Origin of the sequence: Vagococcus allomyrinae, assembly GCF_017829975.1 — a bacterium.
GTDB lineage: Bacteria > Bacillota > Bacilli > Lactobacillales > Vagococcaceae > Vagococcus_D > Vagococcus_D allomyrinae.
The window spans coordinates 1-17,894 of the sequence record NZ_JAEEGA010000020.1 but is presented as its reverse complement, the minus strand read 5'-3'; the positions used below and the strand labels follow the sequence as shown (position 1 = coordinate 17,894).

Annotated in this window: 18 protein-coding genes; 13 read left to right on the top strand and 5 right to left on the bottom strand. The window is 39.7% G+C overall.

The window, feature by feature from the left end:
• The first annotated feature begins 230 nt into the window (after positions 1-230).
• The 4 genes from I6N95_RS22845 to I6N95_RS22830 all read left to right on the top strand — a co-directional run bounded on the left by I6N95_RS22845 (position 231) and on the right by I6N95_RS22830 (position 2,092).
• On the top strand, positions 231-569 hold the full coding sequence (locus tag I6N95_RS22845; protein ID WP_209531790.1) for a thioredoxin family protein: 339 nt from the start codon (positions 231-233) through the stop codon (positions 567-569).
• Between the two features lie 10 nt (positions 570-579).
• Entirely contained in the window at positions 580-906 is a 327-nt protein-coding gene (locus I6N95_RS22840; RefSeq protein ID WP_209531788.1) for a DsrE family protein, read from the top strand.
• Between the two features lie 128 nt (positions 907-1,034).
• On the top strand, positions 1,035-1,697 hold the full coding sequence (locus I6N95_RS22835; RefSeq protein WP_209531786.1) for a hypothetical protein: 663 nt from the start codon (positions 1,035-1,037) through the stop codon (positions 1,695-1,697).
• Between the two features lie 143 nt (positions 1,698-1,840).
• A complete protein-coding gene (locus tag I6N95_RS22830) occupies positions 1,841-2,092 on the top strand; it encodes a hypothetical protein (RefSeq protein WP_209531784.1) in 252 nt (83 codons plus the stop codon).
• Between the two features lie 78 nt (positions 2,093-2,170).
• Here the strand turns inward: I6N95_RS22830 and I6N95_RS22825 are convergent, their stop codons facing one another.
• Together I6N95_RS22825 and I6N95_RS22820 are read right to left on the bottom strand one after the other, a co-directional pair.
• Positions 2,171-2,908, bottom strand: a complete 738-nt coding sequence (locus I6N95_RS22825) for an amino acid ABC transporter ATP-binding protein (protein ID WP_209531782.1) — start codon at positions 2,906-2,908, stop codon at positions 2,171-2,173.
• Positions 2,898-4,346 (bottom strand): amino acid ABC transporter substrate-binding protein/permease, encoded by a 1,449-nt coding sequence (locus I6N95_RS22820; protein WP_209531779.1) that lies wholly within the window; start codon positions 4,344-4,346, stop codon positions 2,898-2,900. Before I6N95_RS22820 ends, I6N95_RS22825 begins: the two co-directional genes overlap by 11 nt.
• A gap of 556 nt (positions 4,347-4,902) precedes the next feature.
• Between I6N95_RS22820 and uvrB the strand changes: the two genes are divergently transcribed.
• The 8 genes from uvrB to whiA all read left to right on the top strand — a co-directional run bounded on the left by uvrB (position 4,903) and on the right by whiA (position 15,513).
• Entirely contained in the window at positions 4,903-6,900 is a 1,998-nt protein-coding gene (gene uvrB / locus I6N95_RS22815) for an excinuclease ABC subunit UvrB (RefSeq protein WP_209531770.1), read from the top strand.
• Positions 6,901-6,937: 37 nt separating this feature from the next.
• Positions 6,938-9,757: an excinuclease ABC subunit UvrA gene (gene uvrA / locus I6N95_RS22810; RefSeq protein ID WP_209531768.1), complete on the top strand. Its 2,820-nt coding sequence runs from the start codon at positions 6,938-6,940 to the stop codon at positions 9,755-9,757.
• Between the two features lie 317 nt (positions 9,758-10,074).
• On the top strand, positions 10,075-10,860 hold the full coding sequence (locus tag I6N95_RS22805; protein ID WP_209531767.1) for an alpha/beta hydrolase: 786 nt from the start codon (positions 10,075-10,077) through the stop codon (positions 10,858-10,860).
• 12 nt (positions 10,861-10,872) lie between these two features.
• On the top strand, positions 10,873-11,235 hold the full coding sequence (locus tag I6N95_RS22800) for an HIT family protein (RefSeq protein WP_209531765.1): 363 nt from the start codon (positions 10,873-10,875) through the stop codon (positions 11,233-11,235).
• 124 nt (positions 11,236-11,359) lie between these two features.
• Positions 11,360-12,484: a tetraspanin family protein gene (locus I6N95_RS22795; RefSeq protein ID WP_209531763.1), complete on the top strand. Its 1,125-nt coding sequence runs from the start codon at positions 11,360-11,362 to the stop codon at positions 12,482-12,484.
• A 189-nt stretch (positions 12,485-12,673) separates the two neighbouring features.
• The gene (gene rapZ / locus I6N95_RS22790; protein WP_209531761.1) at positions 12,674-13,561 is read left to right on the top strand and encodes an RNase adapter RapZ; all 888 of its coding nucleotides are present in this window, start codon (positions 12,674-12,676) and stop codon (positions 13,559-13,561) included.
• Positions 13,558-14,550, top strand: a complete 993-nt coding sequence (locus I6N95_RS22785) for a gluconeogenesis factor YvcK family protein (protein ID WP_209531759.1) — start codon at positions 13,558-13,560, stop codon at positions 14,548-14,550. Before rapZ ends, I6N95_RS22785 begins: the two co-directional genes overlap by 4 nt.
• Before the next feature lie 21 nt (positions 14,551-14,571).
• Positions 14,572-15,513 (top strand): DNA-binding protein WhiA, encoded by a 942-nt coding sequence (gene whiA / locus I6N95_RS22780; protein ID WP_209531954.1) that lies wholly within the window; start codon positions 14,572-14,574, stop codon positions 15,511-15,513.
• A gap of 22 nt (positions 15,514-15,535) precedes the next feature.
• Here the strand turns inward: whiA and I6N95_RS22775 are convergent, their stop codons facing one another.
• Together I6N95_RS22775 and clpP are read right to left on the bottom strand one after the other, a co-directional pair.
• Positions 15,536-16,060, bottom strand: a complete 525-nt coding sequence (locus I6N95_RS22775) for a thioredoxin domain-containing protein (RefSeq protein ID WP_209531757.1) — start codon at positions 16,058-16,060, stop codon at positions 15,536-15,538.
• 306 nt (positions 16,061-16,366) lie between these two features.
• Entirely contained in the window at positions 16,367-16,960 is a 594-nt protein-coding gene (clpP, locus tag I6N95_RS22770) for an ATP-dependent Clp endopeptidase proteolytic subunit ClpP (protein ID WP_209531755.1), read from the bottom strand.
• 183 nt (positions 16,961-17,143) lie between these two features.
• Between clpP and I6N95_RS22765 the strand changes: the two genes are divergently transcribed.
• Positions 17,144-17,662 carry a hypothetical protein gene (locus I6N95_RS22765; RefSeq protein ID WP_209531753.1) on the top strand — a complete coding sequence of 173 codons (519 nt, stop codon included), beginning with the start codon at positions 17,144-17,146 and terminating at the stop codon, positions 17,660-17,662.
• Positions 17,663-17,713: 51 nt separating this feature from the next.
• Here the strand turns inward: I6N95_RS22765 and I6N95_RS22760 are convergent.
• On the bottom strand, positions 17,714-17,894 hold a 181-nt coding region (locus I6N95_RS22760), incomplete at its 5' end, for a hypothetical protein (RefSeq protein WP_209531752.1).

Genomic DNA, 17,894 nt, shown 5'->3' with positions numbered 1-17,894 from the left:
CTTTTTCTATATAGTTCTCATTAAAAAATCATCCAATGGAACTATCTGTTTGATTATTTAACGTGATGTATATAGCTAGTGAAAGGTCAGTCGCAGGTAGCTACCGCCAAGGAAAAGAGTCTCGTTTTGTGATCAATAGCAGCAGTCAATCTTTTTTTGTCTTGTTTTAGAACTTATTATTAGTAAGAAAGTCGCAACTTAGTTATACTTAAGTAAAGAGGAGGGAGCAAATGTTAAAAAAAGTTAGCACATTAGCGGATGCTCGCCGCTACATTCAAGAGGAACAACTGGTCTTTCTTTATATTGGGCAGCCAAATTGTAGCGTTTGCCATAGCTTAAAACCACAAGTTGAGCGGCTGCTTGAATCATATGACGATGTCACAATGCTGGAAATAGACGCGTTGGAAGTTCCAGAAGTGGCAGAAGCCTTTAATGTACTGACCGTCCCGGTGTTGTTGCTGTTTGTCGAAGGACGAGAATATTTACGTAAGGCGAGAATTATCCATACAAAGGAATTTTCGGCTGAATTTGCTAAGATAGTCACTGGTTATCGTGAAATGGTAGAATAGGGGAGATGTCATGTTAAAGGCTGTGTTTCATCTTAATGAGCTGGAAAAGTGGGCGGTTACGTTGGGAAATATTCGTAATCTTATGAAAGAAACTCAGGAAGCGGAGATAAAGGTATTAGTGAATGGTGGGGCTATTGCTGGCTATTTAGATCAGGACATAATAGAGCAACTATCACAGTTTCAGCCCAAAATTGTTACCTTTGAAGCGTGTCAAAATGCTCTTAAAAGTCATCATATGGCTAGGACTCAACTTCCTAAAGACGTCAAAGTAGTACCAGTTGGAGTCATTCGTTTAATCGAATTACAGCAACATGGTTATGCGTATATTAAACCTTAAAAGCTTGCTTGCAAGCTTTTTTTTTGAAAGTTGAAGCGGAAATGTGAAAAAAACAGCAAGGTCTGCCAGATGGTGTATAATAAGTAAAAGAAAAAAACTTAATATTCATTGGATATGGAGGGATGAATGTGACTCAAATCAAAATAAGTGCAGCGGAGTGGCTAAAAGCTGAAACTTTTTTAAATGACCGTTTGCCAATTCTTTTTGGTGTCTGCGGAGCACTAGTATTAGGCGTGATTTTTTTATTTTTGTATATGAAAAAAAGCCGGAAAAAATGGCAAATGATTGGCTTGGGGATAGGACTTGCGGTGCTTATTGGCAGTTTTACTTACATTAAAGTGCGTGGGTTGGCTGAGTTTAATGACATTAGTACCAATCAGTCAATTGGGATTAGAGATCGTCGGAAAAAACCATTTAGTTATGACTATTTTAAGAAAACCAACGCCACTGAAATAGACCTTGCTAAATTAGATAACTTATATTTTTATGATCGGTCCGAAGTAGTTGACCAGGATTCCATCACCTTTTTAGGCAAAACAGACCATATTTATTATTTGAAAGTTTACAATAAGTTGTATCACCTTAACTTGAATTCAGAAAATATTGAATTTCGCGGAGCAGACAAGCCGAAACGCACAGGTTATAGGTATACATTGAATGATAAGGCGTTCCAAGAGCTTGGCTTTTATCCAGAGGTTGGCCCGATTTATACTAAGATTATTATCCCAAAAGAACTGGCAGAGTTGACGTATCAGGACTTAGATGAACGGTCGGAGCAGCTGACCTTTTAAAGGGGTCATCAGCAAGCAAGTTGGGGAGGAGCTACTAGAAGTGACAATTAACCATTCAGGAAAATTGTGGGTTTATGAACCGTTTTCAGAATTGTGGTATAATTGATTTGGTAACCAAGGTACCAGTCAAGGAGTGGAAGATAATGGTTATGACTACCAATCGACGAACGAATGTCACCTATGTTTTATTTGGTTTTTCTGTCTTGTTGTCGTTTAGTTTTTTCTTTGCTAGCAGTCACTGGCCGGAAGAAAGTTTTCTCGTCTATAGTTATATGGTTATGGCGTTATTTTTAGGGACGGCATTGCTGACACAGCTGAGATTTCGTCAGTTAAGGTTTTTAAACATAATGAGTATCGGGTTTCTATTGTTTCCTAGTATCCTAGTCTTACTATAAAAAAAGGCCTCTCCAAGGTGTCATTTCCTGGGAGAGGCCTTTGAGGTGTTCAATCATGTCGATCAGTGCTGGCTAATTTTAGATATTTAACACTTTATCTAAAAAACTTTTTGTGCGTTCGTGTTGAGGGCGTTCGAAGATATCTGTTGGGTGACCTTCTTCTAAAAATTTGCCACCATCAGTAAAAATCACTCTGTCGGCAACTTCTTTAGCGAAACCCATTTCATGAGTGACAATAACCATCGTCATCCCATCTTCCGCTAGTTGTTTCATTACGGCCAGAACGTCGCCTACCATCTCTGGATCAAGCGCAGAGGTCGGTTCATCAAAGAGCATAATATCCGGTTTCATCGCCAATGCTCTGGCGATTGCCACACGTTGTTTTTGGCCACCAGATAGGGCTTCTGGGTAAGCATCATGTTTGTCAGCCAGGCCAACTTTGGATAAAAGTTCCATTGCCAGTTTGCTAGCTTCGTCAGCCGTCAGCACCTTCAAATCGGTTGGCGCAAGAACGATATTTTCCATAACGGTTAAATGAGGGAATAGATTGAAGTGCTGGAAAACCATGCCAATGTTTTGACGAACTAGATTAATATCTGTTTTGCTATCGGTAATATCAAAACCGTCTACGACGATAGTTCCACTGGTCGCTTCTTCTAATTTGTTTAAACAGCGAAGAAAGGTACTTTTCCCCGAGCCAGAAGGGCCGATTAGGCAGACCACTTCACCATCGTTAATGGTGGTACTTAGTTCATTTAAGACGGTGTTGTCACCGAATTTTTTCACTAGGTTGTCAACAAATACTTTAGTTGCCATTACGGGACACCTTCTTTTCAATTTGTTTGGAAAGCTTAGTTAAGGCGGTTATGACGACAAAGTACATGATAGAAACAATTAAGAGCACTTTAAAGGCCTGTAAGTTACGTGCCATGATAATTTGACCAGAGCGAAGTAATTCCAAGATGCCGATGGCAGAAAGGATGCTCGTGTCTTTTAAGGTAATGACAAACTGGTTGATAAAGGACGGAATCATAATTTTAAATGCTTGCGGCAAGACAATTTTAATCATGGTTTTACTATAAGGCATCCCTAAACTGCGAGCGGCTTCTGTTTGACCGGCAGGCACGGCATTGATCCCCCCACGGACGATTTCAGCAATATAAGCTCCTGCATTTAAGCTCAAGGTAATAATCCCTGCTACTACGGGATCCATTTTGATTCCGGCAAAATTTGATATCCCTAAGTAGATAAAAAGAGCAAAGACATAAAGGGGAATGCCGCGAATGATGTCAACGTAAACACTGGCAATGCCTCTCAAGAAGCTGACTTCTGAGGCACTCATTAAGCCAAAGATAATCCCAATCAGGCAAGCAATAATAAAGGAAACAAAGGTGATTAACAAGGTGTAGCCAAGGCCTTTCAGTAGGGATTGGTAGTTATTTTTGATAATTCCCATAAAGGTTTGTTCGTCTTTTTTATTTTCTGCTGGGGCCGAGATGTACTTATCAAGGATTGTTTGATACTCACCAGAAGCTTTTAATTCGGCTAATCCCTTGTTAAACATTTCCAGTAATTCAGGATTTTGTCCTTTTTTTACGCCAAATCCGTAACTGCCACCTTTTTCGTAGTCACCAACTAGCTTTAATGGTTGTCCTTGTTTAACGGCATAACCAATTACCGGGTAGTCGTCAAAAATGGCATCTACATTACCAGCACTTAGTACACTGTACATCACATCAGCAGTATCGTAGAGTTTTATTTTGTAGCCATATTTTTCTTTGTTTTTATCAATAAACTCAGCACTTTCAGTTCCGGTTTTAGCGGCAACCGTTTTTCCTTTTAGATCATCATAAGACGTGATGTCAGTATCTTTTTCGGCTACTGCCATTTGGATACCACTTTGGAAATAAGGCTCTGAGAAGGTGAAACTTTTTTGGCGTTCTTCGGTAATTGTCATACCAGCCATAACGCCGTCCATCTGGCCGGCTTCTACAGCTTGCACCGCTGAGTTAAAGCCCACAGGTTTAATATCAAATGTGACGTGATTAATCTCGGCAATTCTTTCTAACAATTCCATGTCAATGCCGACATAATTACCATCGCTATCTGAAAATTCAAATGGGGCAAAGGTAATATCTGTTCCAATGATATAAGTATCTTTCTTTTCTGCGTGAGCACTGAGGCTTCCTGTCACTAGAGAAAGTAACAGAAGGGTTGCAACAAGGGCTCGTTTGAAAAATTTACGTAATGACATAGTTAATTTCCTCCTTTAAATGTCCTAATCAGATAGTCACGATCCGTTTGTATTGATTATGGGAATTTATTTGGCTTTTTGGAAGACATCGTCGTTAATTCTGCTTTTTTTATCAGAAGATCGTCTTTTTAAGCAGATTTCATTATATATTAGAAAAATTAAAATGAAAAGAGAAAGGTTAAAATGAAACTATTTTCAACCATTTACAGAATCAAATATGCGATTTTTTATTGCATTTTGGTAGCGAAAATACGTTCGGTATGATAAAATGAGATAGTTGATAAAGGAACACATGTTTTGTCTTTGAAAGGCGATGATGACAGTGTTTTAATAAGCTTAGCGTCTGTAAAAGTTACATATCATGTGTGAAATTAGGTGAGTGACTCCTAGTCGTCTCACTATTTTGCTTTTAGTCAAAATGCCATAGAAGACTCTAAAGTCAGTACATCAGTGAGTGATAGGGGTGTGCTTTATGAGCGCTTTGCTAGCGTTGACCTTTAAGTGTCGATGCACTCAGTGCTGACGAGCGGACCTATCAGTCAAAGGAGGAGATAATGTGATTGAAAGAGAGACAGATAGAAAATTTGAACTGGTCTCAAAATATAAACCGGATGGTGATCAGCCTCATGCCATTAAGGAATTGACAAAAGGTTTAGTCGATGGCAAAAAAGCTCAAATTCTTTTGGGCGCAACAGGTACTGGGAAAACCTACACGATCTCAAATGTCATTCAAGAAGTCAATAAACCTACCTTAGTTATCGCTCATAACAAAACCCTTGCTGGGCAACTTTACGGTGAGTTTAAAGAATTTTTCCCCAATAATGCCGTTGAGTATTTTGTCAGTTATTACGATTATTATCAACCAGAGGCCTATGTGCCTTCCAGTGATACTTATATTGAAAAAGATGCTAGTATTAATGATGAAATAGATAAGTTGCGCCATTCGGCTACTAGTTCATTATTAGAACGTAACGATGTGATTGTGGTGGCGTCAGTATCGTGTATCTACGGGTTGGGAAACCCAGAAGAATACCAAGATCAAGTTCTTTCAATTAGAGCTGGTATGGAGATGGATCGCAGCAAACTGTTAGAAGAATTGGTTAATATCCAATTCGAACGTAATGATATTGATTTTCAACGCGGTCGTTTTAGGGTTCGTGGAGATGTGGTGGAGATTTTTCCTGCTTCTCGTGATGAACATGCTATGCGCGTAGAATTTTTTGGAGATGAAATCGAACGAATTCGTGAAGTTGATGCTTTGACTGGTGAAATTCTCAATGATCGGGAACATGTAGCTATCTTCCCTGCTAAACACTTTGTTACCAATGATGAGCAAATGGAGGTGGCGATTGCCAACATTCAGGAAGAGTTGGCATGGCGTCTTAAAATTTTAAGAGATAACGATCAATTGTTAGAAGCTCAACGATTAGAGCAACGAACCAATTATGATATAGAGATGATGCGTGAAATGGGCTACTGTTCAGGAATTGAAAACTATTCGCGGCATATGGATGGCCGAAAAGAAGGGGAAGCTCCCTATACATTAATAGATTTCTTTCCAGAGGATTTTTTAATTGTAGCCGACGAGTCTCATGTTTCCTTGCCACAAATTCGTGGGATGTATAATGGGGATCGGGCTCGTAAACAAATGTTGGTGGACTATGGTTTCCGCTTGCCGAGTGCTTTAGATAACCGCCCTTTACGATTAGAGGAGTTTGAAGAGCACGTCAATCAAATCATCTACGTCTCGGCAACGCCTGGTCCTTATGAAATGGAACAAACGGATACGGTTGTGCAACAAATTATTCGTCCGACAGGCTTGCTTGATCCAATTATTGAAGTCCGGCCGATTATGGGACAAATTGATGATTTGGTTGGAGAGATTAATTTACGAGTTGAGAAGAATGAGCGCGTCTTTATCACCACCTTAACGAAAAAAATGGCAGAAGATTTAACGGATTACTTCAAAGAGTTGGGTATGAAGGTTAAATACTTGCACAGTGATATTAAGACGATGGAGCGGACGGAAATCATTCGTGATTTACGTTTGGGAGAATTTGATGTCTTAATCGGAATCAATTTGCTTCGTGAGGGACTGGATGTGCCAGAGGTATCTCTCGTAGCCATTTTAGACGCTGATAAAGAAGGGTTCTTGCGAAGTGAGCGTTCCTTGGTTCAAACAAGTGGCCGGGCAGCTCGTAACTCAGAAGGAAAAGTTATCATGTATGCTGATAAGATAACGGATTCTATGCAACGAGCGATCGATGAAACTGCCAGACGTCGCAGTATTCAAGAAGCGTATAATGAAAAACACGGCATTGTGCCAACGACGATTATTAAAGAGGTTCGCGATTTAATTAGCATTACAAAAGTTGCAGAGGACGATGGCGAGAAATATGACATCGCCACTGCCTATCATAAGATGAGCAAGGCAGAGAAGGACGATGTGATCATGCGTCTTGAAAAAGAAATGAAAGATGCGGCTAAAGCACTTGATTTTGAACGTGCCGCCACCTTGCGGGATACTGTTTTAGAATTAAAAGCAAGTAAGTAAAAAAGTAATTTAGTAAGAGAACTATGGAGGTTAGAACGTGGCTAACGATAAAATTGTCATTCATGGTGCGCGAGCCCATAACTTAAAAGATATCGATGTGACTATTCCGAGAGAAAAATTTGTAGTGATTACAGGGTTATCTGGGTCAGGGAAAAGTTCCCTAGCCTTTGATACTTTGTATGCAGAAGGCCAGCGTCGCTATGTAGAAAGTCTATCTGCTTATGCTCGTCAGTTTTTGGGGCAAATGGACAAACCTGATGTGGATAGTATTGATGGATTGAGTCCAGCAATCTCAATCGATCAAAAAACAACTAGCAAAAACCCTCGTTCGACAGTAGGCACGGTGACTGAAATCAATGATTATTTGCGGTTGTTATTCGCGCGAATTGGTCACCCTATTTGTCCGAACGACGGTACCGAGATTTCTAGCCAGTCTGTGGAACAGATGGTAGACCGAGTGTTGGAATATCCTGAAAAAACCAAGGCACAAATATTAGCCCCAATCGTGTCTGGTAAAAAGGGACAACATAAGAAAGTCTTTGAGATGGTGAAACGGGAAGGGTACGTGCGAGTTCGGGTTAATGGCGAGCTTTACGATGTCACGGAAACCCCTGAATTGGATAAAAATAAAAAACACAACATCGAAATCGTGATTGATCGGATTGTCATCAAAGAGGGGATACGCTCTCGTTTGTTTGATTCATTTGAAGCGGCTTTACGCTTGGCGGAAGGTTATGCCTTAGTGGATATTATCGGACAAGAGGAGATTCTCTTTAGCGAACACTATGCATGTCCTTATTGCGGGTTTACCGTTGGCGAGTTGGAACCTCGTTTGTTCTCTTTTAATGCTCCCTTCGGTGCCTGTCCGGATTGCGACGGTTTAAGCATGAAATTAGAAGTAGATGAAGATCTCGTCATTCCTGACCCTAGTTTAAGCATCCGTGATGGTGCCATAGCGCCTTGGAATCCAATTAGTTCAAATTACTACCCGCAGATGTTGGAGCAAGCTTGTGCGGCATTTAAAATCAATTTCGATACGCCTTTTAATAAATTATCGGAAGCACAGCGAAATATTATCTTACACGGTTCTGATGGCAAGTTATTCCATTTCCATTATGAAAATGAATTTGGGGGTGTTCGTGATGTTGATGTTCCTTTTGAAGGGGTCTTAAACAATATTCAGCGACGCTATCAAGAAACCAACAGTGACTATACGCGTGAACAAATGCGTCTCTATATGACCGAGTTACCGTGTCAAACCTGTCATGGTTATCGTTTAAATCCTCAAGCTTTATCAGTTAAAGTGGCAGGGACTCATATTGGTCAAGTGACCATGTTGTCAATTACTAAGGCGCTAAACTTTTTCGAAAGTTTGGACTTAAGTGAACAAGAAACGATGATTGCGCGTCCGATTTTAAAAGAAGTTCGCGATCGGTTGACTTTTTTACAAAATGTTGGGTTGGATTATTTAACGTTAAGTCGAGCTTCAGGTACACTCTCTGGTGGGGAAGCTCAACGAATTAGATTGGCGACTCAAATTGGTTCCAACTTATCAGGTGTTCTTTATATTCTCGATGAACCCTCAATTGGCCTTCATCAGCGGGACAATGATCGGTTGATTGAATCATTAAAGAAGATGCGCGATTTAGGAAATACATTAATCGTCGTGGAACACGATGAAGACACGATGAAAGCGGCAGACTACCTCATTGATATCGGGCCAGGTGCGGGTGCTCAAGGCGGTGAAATCGTGGCAGCAGGTACGCCTGCGGAAGTTGAAGCTAATCCAGATTCTTTAACAGGTCAATACTTATCTGGCAAGAAAAAAATTCCAGTGCCGCAAACACGCCGTAAAGGCAATGGCAAAAAAATTCGAATCACAGGGGCGTCTGAAAACAATCTCAAGAATGTGACCGTTGATTTTCCCTTAGGCAAATTTGTGGCTGTAACAGGCGTTTCAGGCTCAGGAAAAAGTACGTTGATCAATCAAATTTTGAAAAAAGCTTTAGCTCAAAAGATCAATCGTAATTCCAACAAACCAGGTAAATTCAAGAAGATGACAGGTCATGAAGAAGTTGATAAGATTATCAGCATTGACCAAAGTCCGATTGGGCGGACTCCACGAAGTAATCCGGCCACTTATACAAGTGTTTTTGACGACATTCGTGATCTTTTTGCTAAAACAACCGAAGCAAAAGTACGGGGCTATAAGAAAGGTCGCTTTAGTTTCAATGTTAAAGGCGGTCGATGTGAAGCTTGTCGTGGAGACGGAATTATCAAAATAGAAATGCATTTCTTACCAGATGTCTATGTGCCATGTGAAGTGTGTCATGGTAAACGATACAATTCAGAAACCCTAGAAGTTCATTACAAAGGCAAAAATATTTCAGAAATCTTGGATATGACGTGTGAAGAAGCTGTGGAATTCTTTAAGCCGATTCCTAAAATCAATCGTAAAATTCAAACGATTGTCGATGTTGGGTTAGGCTATGTCACGTTGGGACAACCAGCTACTACTCTATCAGGAGGAGAAGCCCAGCGAATGAAGTTAGCAAGCGAGTTGCATAAGCGTTCTACAGGCAAGAGTTTCTACATCTTAGATGAACCAACCACGGGCTTGCACACGGATGACATTGGCCGTTTACTGGGAGTACTAGATCGCTTGGTTGACGCTGGCAATACGATCTTGGTGATTGAACATAACTTAGATGTGATCAAAACTGCAGACCATATCATTGATTTAGGACCAGAAGGTGGCGACGGTGGTGGTACAATTATCGCTACGGGGACACCTGAGAAGATTATTACTGTGCCTGAGAGTTATACCGGCCAGTACCTAAAAGCTGTTTTGAAATAAATGGTCTAGTTGTAAAAATAGGCACTTATTGAAAATGGAGGTTGTTTTTTTGAAAAAAACTACGTCAGGTATTGCTTTCTAAGAGTGTTAGGGATAAAATATGAGGTAGATAAAATGATCATTGAGAAGAATGGTCTATCTTATCTACCCTATAAATAGAATCCGTTCAAAAAAAAGTGCTTTTCATCTTTCACGATGTAAAGTATTTTTTTGTTTATTGAAGAGAGCGTTATCTCTGAATTTTTTTACCGTGTTCTGAATAAATTGTTTTTTCAAAATATGTTATGATATAGCTAAAAGTATGAGGGGCGTAGCAGATGTTATTAAGAGGAACATTGTATTCTAACATATTACAAATAGACACAGGGATTTCGGTACTGACACCTAAGAGCATTCAAGCTAAAAACTATCAGGTTGTTTATCTTTTACACGGGTTAGGTGGCAATCATGAAAGCTGGCTGAGCCACACGATGCTGCCGGTTTATGCGGAAAAGTACAATATGATTTTTGTGATGCCGGAGGTGGCTCGGAGTTTTTATAGTGACATGCGTCATGGCCAGCCCTATTTTACATACTTAGCGGAAGAGTTGCCAAAATTGATAAAAGCCACGTTCAATGTGTCGGCCCAAAAAGAAGATACCTATGTGGCAGGGGCTTCAATGGGTGGTTATGGTGCGCTTAAGTTGGCGTTGACTTACCCTGAAGTGTTTGGAAATGTCCTTGCTTTTTCGGCCGCAGCCTTATTTATGAGGAAAGAGTTGCAAAAAATGACCGAACGATCTGAAGTTAGTGAGGGGCAAGCCAAGTTGACAGATTCACTAATAGGTGACTTTATATCAGCATTTGGCCAAGAACTTAATTATTTTTCAGAAGAAGTCGATTTAGTTACGCTTGCTCAAGGTTTTGGTGAACAATCTCGCCCCAATTTGTATCTATCTTGCGGACTTAACGATTCCTTTTTGGATGATAATCGACGTTTTGCCGAAATACTAGGAGACATGGGGTGGAAGTTAATCTATCGTGAGTTTGCTGGAGGTCATGATTGGTACCATTTTAATGAGGCCTTGATTAAAGGCCTTCGTTGGACACGAAAAAAGAAATAAGGAGTGTTGCGAATGAACTGTTTGTTTTGTCAGGCGTTGCCACTAGTTCTGGAAAATGATTTGGCGAAGGCTTTTTTTGATAAGTATCCAGTGACTAAAGGGCACCTATTGATTGTGCCTAAAAGACATGCTATCACCTATTTCGACTGTACCTGGGAAGAGAAAATTGCGCTGGAAGCGTTGATTCAAAGTGGGAAAGTTTATTTGGAAGAAACCTATCAACCAGATGGGTTTAATATCGGCACTAATAGTGGCAGAGCCGCTGGGCAAACGATCGATCATTGTCATATTCACCTAATTCCACGATTTGAAGGGGATATAGAGGATCCCACAGGGGGTGTTCGTGGTGTGATCCCTGAAAGAAGAGTCTACTAGTTTATGCTTGTAACGAGGCTCATTATTTCCTTTTTTAAAGGTTCCTTAATAATGTGATGGCTTTTTTAATAACTTATTGGTAGAATAAAGCTACTATATCTATTAGTTTCGAGGAGATGAAAAGATGCGTAGAGGAAACCTATTTCCCTTTGTGTTGGTAGGACTGATGGCTATTGGGTTGGTGGCAATTAGTATGAGTTATTTATTGGGCTGGTTTTCCAGTATAACTGAGCGGAGTCCCTCAATTATACTGGGGATATATAGCAGTTTTTTATTTATTTTTTTAATTATCGTGCTATTAGTAAACGGAAACAACCAGAGACAACAAGCCGTTTTGGAAGAGACTCAACAGGAAATCGAGCGCCAATTACGGTTGATTGATCGAAATCGCCGTGGGAGTCAAAAACAACGGAAAACCTTGGTCGTGGATACATTTGCTTTTGTTGAGGAGTTGAATCAGTTTATATCGGTGACAACATATCAACGGACAAAGCGAGGATTGCTAGAGGCACAACAAGAGTTTAATGAGTTAAAAGTATTGAACCCTATGAAATATCGACAGTCTGGTAAACGGAAAAACGGGGCGACTGTTAATTTTTTACAAACAGAAGCAGGATTGACAGAATTAGGACTAAGAAAGCTAGCGACTATGAAAATTATTGGCGCTTCCGATGAATCGTCAGACCAAACGGGTAAAGAACAATTCCTATTTTTGTTGGATGAAAAAGTTTCTTTTTTTGAACAAGAATACCAAGGACTAAGCCCTTATTTTGGTGCGATTACCACTCTTATGGTCTATTTGAATAAGCAAGCCAAAAAGGGTCATTTGTCACGGGAACAATATGAGCATCAGATAGAGTGTTTGCGGCATCACTTTACTCGTAATGATTTACTTATTTTATTGTTATATGTGCTACTGATTCCTAGTGGTTGTCAGTTAGCTGTGGAGTTAGTAGGCACCTCCTTTTTTGGTGATTTAGCTGAAGTTGGTCAAAATACCTTTTTTGAAGCGCCAGAATTATTTAGGATTTATTTAGAAGAGGTTTTTGCTAGATCAGCTAGTCGTAGCAAGAATCGAGACAAACAAGACATGACACGTTATTTTTATCAGGTCCATCGCCAAGGGTTGGCTAAAAGCTATCGCAATCGTAAGACAGCTGTCAATCGTGTGTTGAGTGGTGAGTACTATGTGAAAAATGAAAATGGTCAACCGTTTTTAAGGTTAGTTGATAGATTGTCTTTAGACTAGCGATGACCTAACTTGTTCAGGAGATCGACTGAACAAGTTTTTTGTCGTCAGTTAGGTTAATCTTCCATTTGTTTCGATACGCCCGGTGTGTTATACTTATTTAGATAACCAGATAGATGGTCTTAACTTGGCAACACGAGTCGTTTATTTAACGAGTGAGACCTTAAAAGATTAAGGAGGATGATTATATTGGTAGATAGTCTACAATTAGTAATCATTACAGGAATGAGTGGCGCAGGAAAAACAGTGGCAATGCAAAGTTTTGAAGATATGGGGTTTTTCTGTATTGACAATTTACCACCTCGCCTTATTCCAAAATTTTGGGAGTTAATTAAAGAATCGGGAAAAGTCACGAAAATCGCTTTAGTCATTGATTTACGTTCACGAACATTTTTCGAGGAAATTCAAGATATGCTTGTAGAAATTGAAAATACTAAAATGATTGAGACGAGTGTTTTATTTTTAAATTCTTCTGATGAGGAATTGGTATCTCGTTACAAGGAAACCCGACGGACTCATCCGCTAGCAATGGATGGACTTGTGACGGAGGGAATTCGTAAAGAGCGAGCGTTGTTGGAGGAAATCAAAGGCGATGCACAATTGGTCATTGATACGACCGACTTGAGTCCTCGCCAATTGCGAGAAATGATTATTAAAGAATTTAAAACAGAAGATACGAAAATGTTCCGAATTGAAATGGTTTCATTTGGCTTTAAGTACGGTTTGCCAATTGATGCTGATATCGTGATGGATGTTCGTTTCTTGCCAAATCCCCATTACATTGATGAGTTGCGGCCATTAACAGGCTTAGATAAAGATGTTTATGATTATGTGATGTCTTTTGATGAAACCAATGATTTTTATGAGAAGTTTAAAGACCTGATTATCTCAGTTCTGCCAGGGTACAAGAAGGAAGGGAAGACAAGTTTGACGATTGCGATCGGCTGTACTGGTGGACAACACCGTTCGGTTGCGCTGACTGAACGTTTAGGTAAGGCCATCAAAGAAGCGGACTACCATGTTAATATCACGCACCGTGACCGTGGAAAACGGAAAGAGACGGTGAATCGGTCATGAAAACCTATCGTATTAGAAAACCAAAGATCGTTGTGATCGGTGGTGGAACTGGTTTACCAGTTATTTTAAAAGGATTACGAAATGAAAGTGCAGAGATTACTGCCATTGTAACCGTCGCCGATGATGGCGGTAGCAGTGGTTCTTTGCGCGAAAGTGTTAAGGTTTCCCCGCCAGGTGATTTGCGGAATGTTTTAGCCGCGTTATCTGACATGCCAAAATTGTATGAAGATTTGTTTCAATATCGCTTTAATAAAGAAGATGAATTTTTGGCCAATCATTCAGTGGGCAATTTGATTATTGCGGCACTGGCTGAAATGCGTGGCAGCACTTATGAAGCCATTCAGCTGTTGTCACGAATCATGCATGTGGATGGTCATGTTTACCCAGCTTCTGAGTCCTCTTTAGTGTTACATGCTGTTTTTGAAGATGGCAGTAAGGCCTCGGGAGAATCCAAAATAGCGATTGATCGGAAGACGATTGATTATGTGTATGTGACAAACAGTGATAATGATGAGCAGCCTAGAGCAGCCCGTAAAGTCATTACTGCAATTGAAGAGGCCGATATGATCGTTTTGGGGCCAGGCAGTTTATACACGAGTATTTTGCCTAATTTGATGATTGAAGAAATTGGCAAAGCAGTGGCAAATAGTCAAGGGGAAGTCGTCTATATTTGTAATATTATGACCCAAAAAGGAGAAACGGAACATTTTACTGATGCTAACCACATTCAAGTGTTAAATAAGCACTTAAACAGTGATTTTGTGAATACCGTTTTGGTCAATACTGAAAAAGTACCGGAAGGATATATGGATCCGGATATTTATGATGAGTATTTAGTTCAAGTTAAACATGATTTTCAAGGATTGCGCGATGCTGGCTGTCGAGTGATTTCAGCTGATTTTTTGGAGTTGCGCGATGGGGGCGTCTTCCATGATGGAGATAAAGTCGTTGATGAGCTTTTTCGCTTAGTTTTCGGCGCAAAATATTAAGAGAAAGAGGTGACAAGAACTATGTCATTTGCTTCTGATGTCAAAAAGGAGTTAACCACATTAGAAGTTCACCGTGAACATGCTAAAGCAGAACTTGCTGCGTTGATTCGAATGAACGGTGCACTTACTCTTGCTAATCGTCAATTTGTTTTGAATGTTCAGACTGAGAACGCCGCTATTGCTAGGCGGATTTATACCTTATTAAAGGATCATTACGGGGTTCAAAGCGAATTGTTAGTGCGTCGGAAAATGAAATTAAAGAAGAACAATGTGTATATCGTTCGCCTTAAGCAAGATACGCAAAAAGTCTTGAATGATCTGGACATCGTTGAAAATTCCATGTTTACTGATCACGTTTCTGACACGATTATGGGGAACGCGCAAAAGATGCGCTCTTATTTAAGAGGAGCTTTTTTAGCAGGAGGCTCTGTGAATAACCCTGAAACTAGTCGCTATCATTTGGAGATTTATTCTTTGTATGAGCAGCATAGTAAAGATATCTGTGAGATGATGAATTATTACGACTTGAATGCGCGTACTTTGGAACGGCGCAATGGGTTTATCACCTATTTAAAAGGCGCTGAGCATATCTCTGATTTTTTGACTTTAATTGGTGCCACCAATAATATGCTGAAATTTGAGGATGTTAGAATCGTGCGAGACATGAGAAACTCAGTCAATCGGATTGTGAATTGTGAGACGGCTAATCTCAGCAAAACGATTGATGCAGCCTCGAAACAAATTGAGAATATTGAGTATATCGAAAGTACTGTGGGCCTTAATCATTTGCCGGATCGATTGCGGGAAATTGCGGAGTTGCGAGTGGAGTATCCTGAGGTAAGTATGAAAGAGCTAGGTGAATTAGTTCCTTCAGGGGCGATCTCTAAATCGGGTATTAATCACCGTATTCGTAAAATCAATGAGTTTGCAGATAAATTACGAGAAAGTAAACATCCTGTTTAGCCATCAGCTAAACAGGATGTTTTTACGCTTCGTCAAGGATGGATCTAAAGTCGGCTTGGCTGATTTTTTGATCGAAGATATGTTTGCCCACAACCATTGTTGGAACGAAAATGATTTGGGCGTTATCGGCTTCTTGAATGATGGCTTTTGAGCTTGCCACGTCATCAGCAATTGTTAAATGGAGGGTCGTTTCCGCATAGTCGCTGATCGCTTCGTGTTCGTCTAAATCGCCCCAAATATCTTGCGTCTCGTAAATTTTAGCAATGACCTCCAAAGTGTCTGCTTGTCCCTCTTTAGGCACATATTTATGCATGATATTTCCTTTAGCTAGACTAGGTTTTGTCTTATCGAATAATTTAATGACTCGTTGAACTCTGCCATTTGCCACATATTCAGCAAATGTGGCTTCGGAATCGTCAAACCATTGACGACAGTACGGGCAACGTAAATTAATAAATTCGATCACCTTGACAGGTGCATCGTCACGGCCTATTTTGATCCCAGTTATTGTATTGGTTTCTGTTACATCCATGTTACTAATATCCAAAATGTCACTTCCTTTTTGTCTGATGTATCTTCTATTATACCGTTACTTGTTCATATGTGACAGTTATTTGTCTAAAGAATCCAGAAAAGCTAAAACATCTCACACGTATTGCCTTCAAAAGAGTGAGAGAAGAAGCATGTGTTTAAAAGCGTTAGTAATGATGGGGAAGTTGGTTGACAGGAAATATCGGATTAGAGTCGAATATTTTAGAGCCCCCCTTTTTTGCACCGGTCTAAGTGGCTGACATCGTCAGAAAATTTAGCCTTCAAAAAAAGCTCCAACAATAATGTTGAAGCTTAATCTCTTTTATTTTAAGGATTTACTGTTAACCATAACTTCATCGATTAACCCATATGCCTTGGCTTCTTCAGCAGACATAAAGTTGTCTCGATCCGTGTCTTTTTCAATCACTTCAATCGGTTGACCTGTACGCTCAGCTAAAATAGTGTTAAGACGTTCCCGAGTGTTTAAGATATGACGAGCGGCAATTTCGATTTCAGTTGCTTGGCCTTGAGCACCACCTAAAGGTTGATGAATCATGATTTCAGCGTTTGGCAAGGCAAATCGTTTACCTTTAGTACCAGCGGTTAAAAGGAAACTACCCATTGAGGCAGCCATTCCTAGCACAATCGTTTGAACATCAGCTTTAACAAAGTTCATTGTGTCATAAATCGCCAAACCAGCAGACACACTGCCACCAGGGGAGTTAATGTAAATAAAGATGTCTTTCTCAGAATCTTGTGCATCTAGGAATAACAATTGTGCAATGACTGCATTTGCAACATTGTCGTCAATTGGACCACTTAACATAATAATTCTGTCTTTTAATAATCTTGAGTAAATATCATAAGCTCTTTCACCACGGGATGATTGCTCAATGACTGTTGGAATTAAATTCATATTTTTTTTCCTCCTATACGTTCAAAACGAATTTTCTATACTATTCTAACATAAAAGGTTAGCTAGTGACTAGTTAAAGTATATCTAATTGGTCAAAAAAGGTCAATCAATTTGATTTCAAAACTAAAGCAGATATTTTTTATCAGTCATGTTATAATTAATGAGAATTTAGGATAGAGGAGGATGCCTGTGATTTCAGTCGTTGGGGCTCTAGTAGGGGTCGTAGTTGGTGCCGTTATTGCACTGATTGGAACGAATATGAACAACCGTCATACCATAAAACAAATGGATCGGCGGGAACAATTGATTGAAAAAATGAAAGAAATTGATGTGTTAAATTTATTAAATAAGAAAGTTAATGAAATTTTACAGAAACGTGATGTTCAGCTAGAAAGTGCAGCTGAAATAGAAGAATTTCAAAGCTTTGATAGTTTTGATGATTGCATGATTACCATTGATGATTACATTTATTTACAATCTTTTTGCGCGCAAAATCATTATTATCTACCGACTTATATGGTGGAAGAATTTTTCAAGAATATTGGTCACCGTAAAATTATTTTAGACCCACAGCAAGTTCGTCGCCTGGGAGCCTACACTTATAAGGGTGGGCGTTTAATTTTAGAAAATTTTTCAGATGAGATTAACAGCGTTGTTCAAGATCGTAAAATCGAGTTGAAGCAGCTTCGAGGGAAATTATAAAAAGTCAATCGGTGAAGCCATGGCGCTCCATTGATTTAATACTAGGCTGATTCAATCACCTTTAATTAAAAAAAGCGAAGGACTGACAATAAGCCTTTTGCGCCAAAAAGAAAGAGGCTGACCCATAAGTCTCAACCATGATAATAAGGACGCAAAAATCAGAAAACTGATTTTTGTGTCCTTATTTCTTTGCTTATTTTTATTAAAACACTGTCTTGCGACAGTCATCTTC

Excerpts from the sequence above, each read along its gene's own strand:
- I6N95_RS22845 (WP_209531790.1), top strand. The coding sequence starts at position 231 with ATGTTAAAAAAAGTTAGCACATTAGCGGATGCTCGCCGCTACATTCAA.
- I6N95_RS22840 (WP_209531788.1), top strand. The coding sequence starts at position 580 with ATGTTAAAGGCTGTGTTTCATCTTAATGAGCTGGAAAAGTGGGCGGTT.
- I6N95_RS22830 (WP_209531784.1), top strand. The coding sequence starts at position 1,841 with ATGGTTATGACTACCAATCGACGAACGAATGTCACCTATGTTTTATTT.
- I6N95_RS22825 (WP_209531782.1), bottom strand. The coding sequence starts at position 2,908 with ATGGCAACTAAAGTATTTGTTGACAACCTAGTGAAAAAATTCGGTGAC.
- I6N95_RS22820 (WP_209531779.1), bottom strand. The coding sequence starts at position 4,346 with ATGTCATTACGTAAATTTTTCAAACGAGCCCTTGTTGCAACCCTTCTG.
- I6N95_RS22805 (WP_209531767.1), top strand. The coding sequence starts at position 10,075 with ATGTTATTAAGAGGAACATTGTATTCTAACATATTACAAATAGACACA.
- I6N95_RS22800 (WP_209531765.1), top strand. The coding sequence starts at position 10,873 with ATGAACTGTTTGTTTTGTCAGGCGTTGCCACTAGTTCTGGAAAATGAT.
- I6N95_RS22795 (WP_209531763.1), top strand. The coding sequence starts at position 11,360 with ATGCGTAGAGGAAACCTATTTCCCTTTGTGTTGGTAGGACTGATGGCT.
- I6N95_RS22785 (WP_209531759.1), top strand. The coding sequence starts at position 13,558 with ATGAAAACCTATCGTATTAGAAAACCAAAGATCGTTGTGATCGGTGGT.
- whiA (WP_209531954.1), top strand. The coding sequence starts at position 14,572 with ATGTCATTTGCTTCTGATGTCAAAAAGGAGTTAACCACATTAGAAGTT.
- clpP (WP_209531755.1), bottom strand. The coding sequence starts at position 16,960 with ATGAATTTAATTCCAACAGTCATTGAGCAATCATCCCGTGGTGAAAGA.
- I6N95_RS22765 (WP_209531753.1), top strand. The coding sequence starts at position 17,144 with ATGCCTGTGATTTCAGTCGTTGGGGCTCTAGTAGGGGTCGTAGTTGGT.